Origin of the sequence: Chryseobacterium sp. KACC 21268, assembly GCA_028736075.1 — a bacterium.
Taxonomy (GTDB): domain Bacteria; phylum Bacteroidota; class Bacteroidia; order Flavobacteriales; family Weeksellaceae; genus Epilithonimonas.
The window spans coordinates 2,135,257-2,150,060 of record CP117875.1; the positions used below are offsets into that span (position 1 = coordinate 2,135,257).

General features: G+C 37.3%; 10 protein-coding genes. 2 read left to right on the forward strand and 8 right to left on the reverse strand.

What is annotated here, in order from left to right:
• Positions 1-75 precede the first annotated feature (75 nt).
• Complete coding sequence (locus PQ459_09845; protein ID WDF45200.1) at positions 76-2,769, forward strand: PD-(D/E)XK nuclease family protein; 2,694 nt, start codon at positions 76-78, stop codon at positions 2,767-2,769.
• 114 nt (positions 2,770-2,883) lie between these two features.
• Here PQ459_09845 and PQ459_09850 read toward each other — a convergent pair whose 3' ends face one another.
• The 4 genes from PQ459_09850 to PQ459_09865 all read right to left on the reverse strand — a co-directional run bounded on the left by PQ459_09850 (position 2,884) and on the right by PQ459_09865 (position 5,814).
• Positions 2,884-3,534, reverse strand: coding sequence for a peptidoglycan recognition family protein (locus tag PQ459_09850; protein ID WDF45201.1), 651 nt, complete (start codon positions 3,532-3,534; stop codon positions 2,884-2,886).
• A gap of 36 nt (positions 3,535-3,570) precedes the next feature.
• Entirely contained in the window at positions 3,571-4,140 is a 570-nt protein-coding gene (locus tag PQ459_09855; protein WDF45202.1) for a DUF1287 domain-containing protein, read from the reverse strand.
• 7 nt (positions 4,141-4,147) lie between these two features.
• On the reverse strand, positions 4,148-4,543 hold the full coding sequence (locus PQ459_09860; protein ID WDF45203.1) for a hypothetical protein: 396 nt from the start codon (positions 4,541-4,543) through the stop codon (positions 4,148-4,150).
• Positions 4,544-4,632: 89 nt separating this feature from the next.
• The gene (locus tag PQ459_09865) at positions 4,633-5,814 is read right to left on the reverse strand and encodes an acyl-CoA dehydrogenase family protein (GenBank protein ID WDF45204.1); all 1,182 of its coding nucleotides are present in this window, start codon (positions 5,812-5,814) and stop codon (positions 4,633-4,635) included.
• Between the two features lie 531 nt (positions 5,815-6,345).
• Here PQ459_09865 and PQ459_09870 point away from each other — a divergent pair.
• The gene (locus tag PQ459_09870) at positions 6,346-6,987 is read left to right on the forward strand and encodes a tetratricopeptide repeat protein (protein WDF45205.1); all 642 of its coding nucleotides are present in this window, start codon (positions 6,346-6,348) and stop codon (positions 6,985-6,987) included.
• Between the two features lie 78 nt (positions 6,988-7,065).
• On the opposite strand, the gene PQ459_09875 is transcribed toward PQ459_09870, so the two are convergent.
• The 4 genes from PQ459_09875 to PQ459_09890 form a co-directional block, all read right to left on the reverse strand.
• On the reverse strand, positions 7,066-9,963 hold the full coding sequence (locus PQ459_09875; protein WDF45206.1) for an AsmA-like C-terminal region-containing protein: 2,898 nt from the start codon (positions 9,961-9,963) through the stop codon (positions 7,066-7,068).
• 103 nt (positions 9,964-10,066) lie between these two features.
• Positions 10,067-10,696, reverse strand: a complete 630-nt coding sequence (locus PQ459_09880) for a GDSL-type esterase/lipase family protein (GenBank protein ID WDF45207.1) — start codon at positions 10,694-10,696, stop codon at positions 10,067-10,069.
• A 14-nt stretch (positions 10,697-10,710) separates the two neighbouring features.
• The gene (locus PQ459_09885; GenBank protein ID WDF45208.1) at positions 10,711-11,103 is read right to left on the reverse strand and encodes a ribonuclease inhibitor; all 393 of its coding nucleotides are present in this window, start codon (positions 11,101-11,103) and stop codon (positions 10,711-10,713) included.
• Complete coding sequence (locus PQ459_09890; protein ID WDF45209.1) at positions 11,081-14,773, reverse strand: phosphoribosylformylglycinamidine synthase; 3,693 nt, start codon at positions 14,771-14,773, stop codon at positions 11,081-11,083. The genes PQ459_09885 and PQ459_09890 overlap by 23 nt, the downstream gene beginning before the upstream one ends.
• Between the last annotated feature and the right edge of the window lie 31 nt (positions 14,774-14,804).

Genomic DNA, 14,804 nt, shown 5'->3' on the forward strand with positions numbered 1-14,804 from the left:
CACTTTGCGATAAATATTTTCCCAAAATCAGCAAAAAATTAATTAAATTGAGCCTTTACTTCAAAAGGCTTTTTTATGCAGTTTCTCCACAGGATTATTTCAGAATTATTAGAAAATCACAAAGACCTTTCAGTGTTGGACATCGTCTTACCCGGAAAGCGTCCAATGGTTTTTATCAAAAGAATCTTGCAGGAAAAGCAATACCAAGGCCTTCTTCCCAACTTTGTCACGATAGACGAACTCATCGCAGAACTCTCCGAAAATCTGGAAATTAAAGGAATCGCACTCTGGCTTTTCGCTTACCGAACGTATCAAAAAGTAGATACATCCGAAGATTTTTCCGGCTTCCTCAAATGGTTTCCAACCTTGCAAAAAGATTGGGACGATATGATGAAATTTTCAGAAAATGACCAAAAGATCCTCGAATGGATGTTGGACGAGGAACGCATCAAAAACTGGGGCGAAGACCTTGGCGATGAGGACAACGCAAGAAAAAGAAACCTCAATTTCTGGCGAAAAATGAACGAGTTCCTACCGCTTCTAAAATCAGACTTAAGGAACGAGAATCTCGCCACTTCCGGAATGATCTATCAGGAAGCATTTTCCAAATTAGAAGCTTTCGCTAAATCGACTCAAAATCACTTTGTTTTCTGTGGTTTCAACGCATTATCAAGAGTTGAGGAGCAACTCGTCAGAAAATTACTGCAATGGAACAAAGCCGAAACCTACTTCCAGGCCGACAAATATTACATTGACGATGCAAGACAGGAATCCGGAAAATTCCTAAGAGAAACCATCACGTGGAAAGAATTCGACCTTTACAGAAATTTCAATTGGATCGATGACCAATTCTCTCAACCAAAAAATATCAAGACCTACGAAGTCTCCGGAAACATCGTTCAGGCAAAGGTTTTACCAGAACTTCTGAGGAAAATTCCAAAAGAAGAATTGTCAGAAACCGCTTTGGTCTTGTTGGATGAGAATCTTCTGCCAGCGGTTTTGGACAGCTTGACTTCTGTTGAAAGCGTGAACATCACGATGGGTTTTCCGTTGAAGAATTTGTCGTTCAGCAACGCGATCAAGAAACTACTTTATCTACAAAAACAGCAGGAGAAAAAATCTTCCAGCTATTATTATGCCGATGTTTTACCAATCTTGGAAGAACTTCCAAATGATGAAATCGATGGCGCGATCATTCAAGATTTCATTGCAAAGATCGAGGAGCGGAATATCGTTTATATTTCCAAAAATCTATTGGCAGAATTACTTGGAAAGCTAAGCTATTTCCAGCTTCTTCAAAAACCAGGGTCAACTCAGGATTTTCTCGATCTCTTAATTAAATTCTGTTACGAATTGAAGTTCAAGGAATTGGATGATATTCAGTATGAGAATGTGGCACATTTTGAAAAGGTTTTCAAAGTCATCAAAAACCAATTGTTGCCTTATAAAATTGATATTAAAATTGAGACTTTAGAAGTGCTCATCAATCAACTGGTCAACACAGAAAGCATTGATTTTGTGGGAGAACCGTTAGCGGGATTTCAGATTATGGGACTTTTGGAAACCCGACTTTTGAACTTCAAAAATATCATCTTGCTTTCAGTTAATGAAGGAAAATTACCTTTAGGAAATACACAAAACACATATATTCCGTTTGATGTCCGCAAGAATTTCGGTCTGAATACTTTTCTCGAAAATGACAGCATCTACGCTTATCATTTTTACAGATTAATTCAAAATTCAGAAAATGTCCATCTGCTTTATAATGCATTGAGTTCTGGCGTCAACACAGGTGAAAAAAGCCGTTTCATCACACAATTGGAAATGGAAAGTCCACACAACATTGAACATATCATCATCGAAAATACTTCCGAACCAATCTCGCAAGAACTGATGAAGATCGAGAAAAATGAAGCCGTAATGCAACTTCTGAACGAATGGAAAAACCGCGTTTCAGCTTCGCATCTTGTGACTTATCTTTATAATCCGATTGATTTTTACCTTAATCAAATTCTGAAAACGCGAGAAACCAACGAGATCGAGGAAGAACTTTCTCAAAGAAATTATGGGAATTTGGTTCATTATGCTTTACAGTTTTTGCACGAACCAATCAAAGGTAAAATTCTATCAATAAATGATTTAGAAGATTTACTTCAAAAAGTAGATGAATCTATAGAAGATGCGATTGAAAAACTAAAACACCAATCGGAATTCTACGAACGCGGAATGAATTTCATTCATAAAGAAATCGCCAAAAGGGTAGTGCGCAACATTGTAGAGTACGATCTGGAATTGGTGAAAAATGGCTCGGCGTTAGAGATCATCGACCTCGAAAAAGAGATCAATTGTGATTTTTATCTTGATGAAAACCGAACTGACAAAATCAGCTTCTACGGCTTCATCGACAGAATTGACCGCCTGGACGGAGTAACTCGAGTGATTGATTACAAAACGGCGAAACCAAAAAAATTAACTGTTAGTTTAGGAAAGAATAAAGAAGAAAAATTGCCGGAATTGTTTTTTAACGACGACTACAAACAAGCTTTACAACTTTCGATCTATAAATATTGCATCACCAATTCACTCAACATTAAACCAGAAAATGTGGAAACCGCCATCTGGTCTTTCGCAGAAGTGAATAATGGTCCGCAAAAACTCAATTTCATTGATATTGAAGATTCTGAAGTGGAAGATTCCATCAGAAATCTGATTGCAGAAATTTTGAATCCTGAAGTTCCGTTTGAGGAAAAGGAGAAAGTGAGTTGGTAAAATCTAGGAAGCATTTAAAAACACAATATTTGTCATTCCGTAGGAATCTCGACTTGGTAGTTTAGATTCCTACGGAATGACAAAATGCGATAAAAAAACTATTCTTTAGAAAAATTACGGCTGACTCTTCAATTTCAAATCCGTCAATTTACTTCTCACCTTTTTCATAAAATCATCACCTGGATCCGCTTTGCCTGTGAAATATTTCGGGTCAGATTCTTTCCAAAGTTTTGAATTGCGGAAAATGCCATATTCCGAATGTCCAATAACGTATTCAATCGGATATTTTTTTGTTAAGTATCTTACCAGTTCTGCGTTGGCTTCCACTTGTTTGTCGGTCAAAGGTTGCGCTTTGCTTCCAATATTTTCGACGCCGATGGCGCAATAATTAAGGCCAATCGTGTGTCTGGCGAATAGTTCTGGATCAACCAATTGATAGATTGTTCCGTCTCTGTCGATGATGTAGTGGGAAGAAACATTGAGCGAACTCTGTTTTTTCAAAGTCGATCTTTGATTTTCAAGATGAAGATTGTTGAAATATTTGAAATTGGATTCTACCGTTCCGCCAGCTGTGTAATGCAATACGATGATCTTCGGAGTGATCTTCGGAGTTTTCTGATCCAGACCGTGATGTTCCTTCATATATTCCAAACTCAACTCAATTTTTTCTTTAAAATAATCAATTGGTTTTTGAATGATTTTGATGTTCTGAGCCTGAACCAAGAAACAAAAACTCAACATTAATATTTGGAAAAGTTTATTCATAAGTATTTTAAAATATCAATTATCACTCATCAATTATCATTGATAAAAATAATGTCCCGTGATCGTCCAACTAAACAAACAATCCTGCAAAACCTGCCCAGCGCCGATATTGTGGACAATCAGATAACGTTTCCCGTCAGGTGATTTCTTGTTAACCACAATTCCGATATGCGTTAGATTTTTCGGCAGATCCCAAGTTACGATGTCGCCAGGAACGTAATCATTGGGATTGTTTGTGATTGGTTTCACTTTTCCAAATTTAGCAAAAAATACCTGCAGGTTTGGAACTCTGCGATGATCGATATTAGAATCAGCTCTTTTCAATCCCCATTTTTTCGGATATTTTGAAAAATTCTTCACCATATCTTCGTGAACTTCCTTTTGCAGATCTATTCCCAATTTTCGGTAAGCACGAATCACAACATCGGTACAAACGCCTTTGTCAGCGGGAACATCGCCGTTCGGATATTTCAAAACGAAGTAGGCTGGGTCATAAACCACTTTATCTTTGGTCAACTCAAGCGCTGCATTGGAAAGTTTGGAAGGGAAATTCTGTCCAAAATTGAAAATTGAAATCAGAACAAATAGGAGAACATATTTTTTCATTTAGAAACTATTTTTCTTTAATATCAGCAATAAATTTGTAATCAATTTGATTACCTTCTTTTGTAATTCTCGTAATTTCAATTACATCTTTTGGTAAATTTTTATGATATTTTAGATCTCCAATCCTCCAATTGTAATATTTAACTGAATCTGATTTAGCATCATTTAATGACAGTTTCTCGTTGGGTCTTTTGAAACTTGATGACTTAATATAAATTGAATCTTGAGTATTTGCATTATGAACTTCGAAAGTTTTATTCAAATACATACAATGAACTAATAGTTTCAAATCATCTTTATTATTAACTTCTTTATATGAGTGCTGATGAGGAGCGCCGGTTATAGCTAAGAAACAGGAGTTCAAAGTGGAAATCAACAATAAAATTGTAATTATTCTTTTCATTTATGATAATTGATATAAATATAGAAACGAAAAAACCTACGAAATTATTCCGCAGGTTGCTGTTAAAAATATATAAGATTGATTTGGTCTTATCCAAAGGCATTGATGCCTGTAATATCCATTCCTGTGATCAGCAAATGGATGTCGTGCGTTCCTTCGTAAGTAATCACAGATTCCAGATTCGCGGCGTGACGCATCATCGGAAATTCTCCCATTATGCCCATACCGCCAAGCATTTGACGCGATTCTCTAGCAATGTCAATCGCCATTTTTACGTTATTTCTCTTAGCCATTGAGATTTGTGCTGGCGAAGCTTTATGTGCATTTTTCAAATTGCCCAGTTGGAAACAAAGCAATTGTGCTTTCGTGATTTCAGTAAGAAATTCAGCTAATTTCTTTTGTTGAAGTTGGAATCCGCCAATTGGTTTCCCAAACTGTTTTCTCTCTTTGGAATATTGAACAGCCGTGCAATAACAGTCGATTGCCGCCCCAATGACACCCCACGAAATCCCGTATCTCGCTGAGTTGAGGCAAGAAAGTGGTCCTTTCAAACCTTCAATATTAGGAAGTAGATTTTCTTTCGGAACTTTCACATTATTGAAAACCAATTCTCCCGTTTTGGAAGCTCTCAAACTCCATTTGTTGTGCGTGGTTGGTGTGGTGAAGCCTTCCATTCCGCGTTCCAGGATCATTCCTCGGACTTTTCCGTCTTCGCCTTTTGCCCAAATTACGGCGATGTCGGCAATTGGAGAGTTGGTGATCCACATTTTAGCACCATTCAAAAGATAATGGTCGCCTTGGTCTGTGAATTTCGATTCCATTGAGGATGGGTCAGAACCGTGATTGGGCTCCGTCAATCCGAAACAGCCGATCAAATCGCCTGATGCCAATTTTGGTAAATATTTCTTTTTTTGTTCTTCAGAACCAAATTCAAAAATAGGAAACATCACCAATGAAGATTGTACAGAAGCTGCCGAACGAACTGCCGAATCGCCTCTTTCCAACTCCTGCATTATTAGACCATAGGAAATCTGGTCAAGTCCAGGACCGCCATATTCCTCGGGAATGTAAGGTCCCAAAGCCCCAATGTTGCCCAATTCCTTCATCAACCCTGGAATATCGGTGTGATTCTGCGCTGCTTCATCAATCTTAGGCATTACAAAACTTTCGACCCAACTGCTTACAGATTCGCGGATAAGCTTGTGTTCTTCGGTCAATAGGCTGTCTATGGAGTAATAATCTGGTATGCTGGTTAATGGATAGTACGACATTGTTTTTGTTTTGCCTAAAAATAAAGCTTTTCTTGAATTACCAAAAAGTTTTGTTCACAAATAATTCATTTTCTGATTTTTTGCATTTTTCTACTTTGTTATTTTAAATTAAATGTTTCTAATGCTCATTGAGACTCATAATTATAATAAAAATAAAATCTGATAGGGGGTGGTTCCGAAGGGGGGTAACCCTGGTTCGGAACTACCCTTACTCTGGTTCGGAAATGGTTGCAACTGGTTCCGAAGTACCTGCAACCAGTTCCACAAATGGTCTCGACCATTTTACCAACCGCCTTTGGGTAGTCTTCAACCGCCCGAGACCACTTAGATAACCGCCTGCAACAAGTTATTGAAGTATCCATAGGTGGTTCTGAACCGGTTGCGACCACTTGACCAACCAGCTTTTACCACTTCGGAACTTGCTGAGGATTGTTTTTGTTGAATGGTGTTGGAATTAATGTTATTTTTATCACTGAATATATCGCTTACAAATCTCCGATAAAATTTAATTTTAGATAGCTTAATATAAAGATGAAAAAAATATTTAAATTATTACTGATTCTAAATTTTCAAATAGTATTTGCACAAAATGATTATTTTGAAAAAGGAAATGATTTACTACAAAATGGGAAATATGAAGAAGCTCAAAAAATATTTGAAATTGGGCTTAAAGAAAATCCAAAAGATTTGATGTACAAAAATCAAATTGCTTTAGCATTAATTAACCAAGGTAAAAATAATGATGCGGAAGAAACTATTAAGGAAGTTTTGAAAATTGATAGCTTGAATGTTGCAGCTCTTTGGTACGGAGGAATTAATAATTTTATGGCAAAGGAGAGCAATTTTAAAAAAGCAATTATGTATTTTGAAAAAGCATACCCTTTAATTGATAAAAGCTCTGGTCAATTTTTTGGAGTTAATTTTTTTATTGGTAAAAGCTATAGAAATCTACTTTACTCGGAAGGTCTTAGCTATGAAGAGATTGATAGAATGTTGGAGACATTAGAAAAATATACGGAATTACAACCCGACGCAGAAGATTATAAGGATACTATCAAATTCATATATTATATTAAAGAAAAAAGACCACCTAAAAATGTTAAAAAATGGGTTATTGCCAATAGTGAAAAGAAAGTGGAGGAATTATTGAAAAATGAACTTAAAGAGAATTAAAGTTATACTAAAAATGTTAGGGTAACAATCAAATACGATTTAAACAAGAAAGCTCCAATTATAATTGGAGCTTTCACTTTATTTCTCTTTCACATCTTTACTAACCTGCTTCTCCGCATTCTCAGCTTTCTTTTCCTGCGCGCGTTTGTCTTTTCGTTGTTGCGCTCGGGATTTTTTCTCAGCCCGTTTTTCCTCTCGGATGACTTTATTGGATTTTGTATTATAAAGCGCTTCCAAAATGCCTTGTCCGGTTTTGCTGAAGATTTTGATTTTCGGTTTCTCGTGTGTTCCTGTCACCACAACTGGGAAACCAATCCATCCGCCCGGTGGCAATCCAACTCGGATTCGGAAATCGAGTAGGCCATTGAAACTCGTTGTTCCGCTGATAGATGGTCTTAAAACTGACACTTTGAAAGTAAACGGGTCCACGTGAATCAAATTGTTTTTGATATTTGTTTTGATGTCAACGCCCTTCATATCAGGATTGTTGAAGGCATTAGCACCAATATCATTTCCGACGGCTGAGAGCATTTTCAGGTTTTTGACTTCGACATCTTTTAGATTCACATTTCCGCCACCTTCCAATGATGGATAAATCGGTTTCATATTCGCATCGAAATCACCTTTCAGTTTGTAATCCAAAGACACAACGCCTTTCACATCTTTGGCTGCTGTCGCCATTTCACGAATCATATCGATTTCCTTGTAAGCGCGCTGAACATCGAAGTTATCAACTTTCAAAGCGACATCGTAATTGGCTGTAATCGGCGATTCGTTCTGATATCTCGCATCGATTCCCATTCGGCTTCCAACAATATCGAAAGTTGTATTCTTAAGATAAACTTCGCCCTTGTTCACAGAAGCCAAACCAACCAAATTATTCAAACCAAGTCCTTTGAACTCAACTTTTTTGGCATTCGCTTCCAATGAAACATCCAGGTTTGTAGGAACAATCACGACGCCACTGCTTTTCGGATTTTCTTCTTTCGCATATTCTACAGCCAACGATTTGTCTTTGTTGTCACCTTCTTTCAGCGCCATAAATTCATCAATCAAAATATAATTGGACTTGAGATGGAATTTCCCATGCAAAGTTCCTTTTCGTTCGATGAAATAATTGATGGTGTTTAAAAGATAACCATTCAAAGCAAAATCGGATTTACCATAAGTCGCAAAGAATTTTCTGAACCACATTTTTTCATTTTCAAACTCGAAATTTCCTTCTTTGATGAAGAATGATTTCGGAAGATATTCCGTTGTGGCTTTGATGTTTTTTAAGATTAAGTTTCCTCGGTTATCAAGCTTGCTGTATTGTCCAGTTGTAGCATAACTTTGACGACCATTTAAAGATAAATCCGCCATTATCAAACCGCTCACATCAAATCCTTCTTTCTTGAAAACCTGATAGATTCGGCCAATATTCAGCACGCCTTTTGCTCTGACTTTATACAATAAGTCTTCGAAGTTTTGCAAATCAGCATTTACGAAAACAGGATTTCCTTCAAAATCAAATTTGAATGGGTCGAGTTTAACGCCCAGACTTTTGAAAGTCCCATCTGTATTATAAATATTTGCTAAAATATTAATGTTCTGAATTGCATTTGGATAATATTTCGTTTTCAGCCAGCCGTTTTTCAGATTCAGATAACCTTTTGTTTTTGGGAATAATTTTTTATCTAAATTGAAAATTCCGTTCGATTGAATATCCGTATTCATAAGGCCTTTCAGTTCGATATCTTTCAATCCCAAAGCAGAATCCAAGGTTGCCAAATCAATTCCACCTTTGATGTTGGCATTGATTTTCATTTCGTCCATTCCCTGCGTTTTCACAACGGCTCGGAATTTATTGTTTTTTCCTAGGTCAAAACTCAGATTTCTCAAGTCGAGTAGGAGTTTATTCGTATCAAGCGAAGGTACATCAACATTCAAATCCAGATTCAGATTGTTCATCGGCACTGGCGCGTTGCTGTTGGAAACAAAACCGTTGTTCACTTTCAGACTCGCTTTCAAATCGGGTTTCTGGTTTTTCGGCTCGCTGAATCTTCCTTTTAAACTAAAGAACAAATCGCTATTTCCCTCGATTTTCGTGTCCTTCACCCAACCTAAATATTGCGGAGGCAAAACGGACAACATATCTTTAATCGTTGTTTTTTCCGACGCCGCATTGATATTCAGATTATAACCATCCTTTAAAATACTGACGAAACCGGTGAATTTTAAAGGCAGTTCATTGATTCTCAACTCATTTTTTCTCAAGACGAAAGTCAAGGCATTGGTGTTGATTCTCGTAATCAAATCGGCGTGAAGTGATTTTTCTTTGGCGTACCAGATTCTATTTAATGCAAAATCAAGTTTGTCGATTCCAAGGTCGGTTTCGAGGTCGAAAATATCTTCACTCAATCCGCCTTTTCCTGTGTAATTAAGACCTTTTGCATTTACCAAAACATTGGCTGCGTGGTCATTGTATTTGATGTTCCAGTTTTTCAGTTTAATTAAATCTAATTTGATGGATGCCCCAGCTTCAGTCGTATCTTTCGGCTTTTCGGAAGGCTTGGAAACATAAACATTATAATTCGCCTGACCTTTGGAATTGACGAAAACATTGGCCACAGCGTCATTCACATAGATTTCATCGATTTTTATTTCGCCATCGAAAATCAAATTTTTAAGATTGATTCCAGCCGCAACTTCCTTGGCCGCGAGAAGCGTGTCTTGTTCAAAAGGTTTGGAGCCTTTCAATAGAAAATCATCCACAGAAACCGTGAGAGAAGGAAAGTGACGGAAAAAACTAAGGTGCGTTTTCTTATAATCGAGTTCGCCAGCCAAATGTTTGTTGGCGAATATCTTGACCTGATTCGAAATCTGCCCAGGAAATAGAATCGGAATAATGAACATTAGAAATAGGATAGAAGCAATCGTAATTCCCAGCCATTTTAATATTTTCAGCAACACTGTTGTGATATTTCCCGCACTCATAATCTTAGATTTTTATGATTGATTCAAAGACTGTGCTAAAAATGAATTCACAAAAAAACCTTCCCCGATTTGAGAAAGGTTTTAAGCCTTTATTGATGAATGTTTACAAATATTTTTCGATAATTGGAAGGGCGATTTCTGCCATCATTCCATAACCTTTTTCGTTGGGATGAACGCCATCCTTGGAAAGCAGAATCTCTTTGTCTTCTAAAAAAGCCGAATGAAAATCGATGTAACTCAACGCGTTTTCAGTTGCGATATCTTTAAGGATTTGATTGTAAACCAAAATGTTTTCGTTAGTTCTAATCTTTCCTGTTGTTGAGACTTTAGAATCAATTTTTTCAGAAATAGGAAGAATGCTGACAAAGTAAATATTCTCTGAATAAAGCTTTGCATCTTGAATGGCGGTTTCAATATTTGCTTTGAATTGTTCAGCGTTTACCATTTGATTTCCATCTTTCACAGCCAAATCATTGGCGCCATAACCGATGAATACGATATTTCCATCAGCGGAGTTTCTGGCTTTCATCTCGTGCGGAATCCGTTTGACCAAACCTTCCGAAGTTTCGCCACCAATTCCGAGATTGAAAAGAATCAGTTCATTCGTACTTCCTTCATTATATTTCTGTAGCGCATATCGTTTCAAAATATCGACCCAGCCACCAAAAATACCATCATATTCGCCGTAAGTAATGCTGTCTCCGAAGAATAATCCATAAATTATCTTGTTCATTGTCTTGTTTTAAATCAGTCCAAAATTAATGTAATATTCTTGTGCGATTCTATAATTTCAACCAAAATTTCGAATAAAGTTTGCCCGTTTCCAGCAATCAAATCATCCAGTTTTTGCTGAATTAATTTGATATTAAATGGTTTTCCTTGTTTGATTTTATTTTCGTAAAAAACTTTGGTTGCTTCAAAACCTAAATCCTGTTTTGATTTCTCAGAATCTTTCCAGATGATTTCACCTTGAAATCCATAAAGAATGTCATCAAAACCATCCAAAGTCCCGACTTTCCAATCTTCATCTTTCATAAAGACATTGGAAACTTCGTTGTAGAATCCCGACAAATCAGAAAAAAGGCTGCCATTGATGACAGCCGATTTCTTGTTATTTTTATTTGAAGTATTCGACTCCATTTTTGAAGATGTTGTGATAATTCGCAGTTGGTATATTTTTCATCAAACCTTCTGCAAAGCGCTCAGGATGTCCCATTCTTCCGTAGATTTTTCCACACGGACTTGTGATTCCTTCAATTCCGAACAATGAGTTGTTTGGATTGAAAGGCATTCCGTGAGCGATGTTTCCATCCAAATCTAAATATTGAGTCGCAATCTGTCCGTTCTCATACAACTTCTGAATTTCCGCTTCTGACGCCATAAAACGACCTTCACCGTGAGAAATTGGAATGGTGAAAACTTGGTCTTTCATTCCTTTCAGCCAAGGCGATTCGTCGTTTAAAACTTTCACATTCACCATTTGGGAAATGTGTCTTCTGATGGCGTTGTGAGCCAAAGTAGAAGAATTCTCATCCAAATCCTTGATTCTTCCGTAAGGCAACAATCCTGACTTCACCAACGCCTGGAAACCGTTACAGATTCCGATAATCATCCCGTCTCTGTCGAGCAATTCGTGAACGGCATTTCTCATCTTTTCGTTCTTCAAAACATTTACGATAAACTTAGCAGAACCGTCTGGCTCATCACCCGCAGAGAAACCTCCGGAGAATGCTAAAATCTGAGACGTTTTGATTTCTTCTACCCAAGCATCAATACTTTCATCCAATAATTGGTGATTGATATTGATTAATGGTAAACTGCTAACAATTGCGCCTTCTTTTTGGAATGCATTCAGCGTATCATATTCGCAATTTGTTCCCGGGAAAATCGGTGCAAATACTTTTGGCTGAGCAATTCCGTGTTTTTTAATGATAATATTTCTTGGGTTGATGGAGTTTAATTTCTCATCGATTTCAACCGTTGTTTTTTCTTTTTCGACCGTCGAGAAAAGGTTTTCAAAAGTTCGCGTATTAGCTTCGAGTAAATTTTCAATTGATAGATTTAAATTATTTAATTTTAAATCTTTAGAATTGTTAACTTCACCAATAAGTTGAAGATTAACAGAACTTAATTCTTCTGTTGATTCTATAATCAAGCTACCGATATTTTTAGCTAATAAAACGTTCTCATCAGCAATACTAATCTCAGCACCCAATCGATTTCCGAAACTCATTTTCGCTAAAGCAACGGCAACGCCACCTTCTTTCACAGTCTTCACAGAAACTATTTTTCCGGTCTTGATATTTTCGAAAATCAATTCAAAAATCGTCTTCAGATTATCATAGTTAGGAAGTCCGTTTTCCTGAGGAATATGGTCGAAGAAATAGAGTTTATTTCCAGCTTGTTTAAATTCCGGAGAGATGACATTTTTCTTTTCTCCATTGGCACACGCGAATGAAATCAACGTTGGCGGAACATTCAAATCCTGATACGTCCCACTCATTGAATCTTTACCTCCAATGGCCGCTAAACCGAAGTTGATTTGCGCATCATAAGCTCCCAAAAGTGAAGCCAAAGGCTTGCCCCATTTTTCAGCATTCTGACCTAATTTCTCAAAATATTCCTGAAAACTTAATCTTATATTTTTATAATCGCCACCCATCGCAACGATTTTCGCTACACTTTCAACGACTGCGTAAGAAGCTCCCAACAATGAGTTTTGTTTTGAAATTTCAGCATCAAATCCCCAACTTGCAAAGGAAACGGTTTCAATATCTCTTGCTCCTAAGATCGGTAAAGTCTGAGCGCTTCCTTCCATCAAAGTCTGCTGGTATTTTCCACCTAAAGGCATCGCAACCGTAGTCGCACCAATTGATGAATCAAACATCTCCAATAAACCTTTTTGAGAAGCAACGTTTTTATCCGCAAGAATTTTCAAGAAATTCTCTTCATTGAAAACCTGAGTTTCTTCTTTCACTTCATTAAGATGCGTAATCTTAACTTCCTGAATTTTAGAACAACCATTTGTATCGAGAAATTCTCTTGAAAGATCAACAATTTTATCACCTTTCCAGAACATCTGCATTCTTCCTGAATCTGTCACTTTTGCAACTTCCACAGCCACAATGTTTTCTGCTTCACAGAACTTGATGAACTGTTCTTTGTCTTTTGGCTCAACCACAACGGCCATTCTTTCCTGAGATTCAGAAATGGCGAGCTCGGTTCCGTTCAAACCTTCATATTTTAAAGGTAAAACATCCAAATTTACTTCCAAAGAATCAGCGATTTCCCCGATAGCTACAGAAACTCCTCCAGCTCCGAAATCATTTGATTTCTTAATCAGTCTCGTCACTTCAGGATTTCTGAATAATCTCTGGATTTTGCGTTCTTCCACAGCGTTTCCTTTCTGAACTTCAGAACTCATCGTGTGGATAGAAGTTTCGTCTTGTTCTTTCGAACTTCCGCTTGCTCCACCAACACCGTCACGACCAGTCGCACCACCTAAAATGATGATCGAATCACCAGCTTCAGGCTTTTCACGTCTTACCCAATCCACAGGAACGGCGCCGGTAACAAAACCAACTTCCATTCTTTTTGCTTTGTAGCCTTCATCGTAGATTTCAGAAACCATTGTGGTCGCTAAACCGATTTGGTTACCGTAAGAAGAATAGCCGTTCGCAGCCTGTTTTGTGATTGTTTTTTGAGGTAACTTTCCTGGTAATGTATGACTTACAGGTTCCAAAACATCAGCAGCACCCGTCAATCTCATCGCCTGGAAAACAAAAGAACGTCCGGACAAAGGATCTCTGATTGCACCACCTAAACACGTTGAAGCACCTCCAAAAGGTTCAATTTCTGTTGGGTGATTATGCGTTTCGTTTTTGAATAATAAATACCACGGTTCTTTTTTACCGTCGTATTCAGCTTCGATCTGAATCGTACAGGCGTTGATTTCGTCAGAAACCACCAAATTCTCCAGGTTGCCTGTTTTATGGAAATATCTTCCGCAAACGGTCGCCAAATCCATTAGAGAGATTGGTTTCAATTCGCGTCCTAAGAATTTTCTTTTTTCGATATAATCATTGAAAATAGTTTCCAATGTATGTTTAAACTGACCTTCAAATTCAATATTAGATAGTTCTGTTTCAAACGTTGTGTGACGGCAATGGTCACTCCAATAAGTATCTAAAACTTTCAGTTCAGTTTCTGTAGGATTTCTCTGTTCAGTTTTAAAGTATTCCTGAATGAATTTCAAATCATCCAATCCCAATGCAAAGCCGTGAGAATTAAAGAATTCTTCCAACTGAGCATCATCAAAATTGATAAAACCTTCGTGAACAATCACTTTTGAAGGCGTTTCTTCTGCAGGAATATTCAGTGTTGCTAAATCTTTTTCCTGAGATTCCACTTTATTGATCAAAAGGTCTTTGATTTTCACCAAATCAGCTTCTGAAATGCCTTCAAACTGCATAAGCTTACCGCTTCTCACTTTTGATTTCTCATTTCCAGTCAGTAAAGCGATACACTGCTGCGCAGAATCTGCACGCTGATCGTATTGTCCGGGCAAAAATTCCAATGCGAAATAAACTCCTTCTGCAGGATTTTCCTCGATTAAAATATCGGTAACCGGGTCCACGAAAGTACTGTTGACCACTTTTTCAAATTCACCGTCATTTAATCCAAAAATATCGTACACGTTGTACACTTTTACACTTTGGATAGACGGAACCACCCCTTTTACTTCATCAAAAATTTTTGGACTTTCTACATCGAAAATTCCTCTTTTTTCTACGAAAATTCTTTTATTCATTTTTATAGATATGAGATTTTAGCTTTCATTC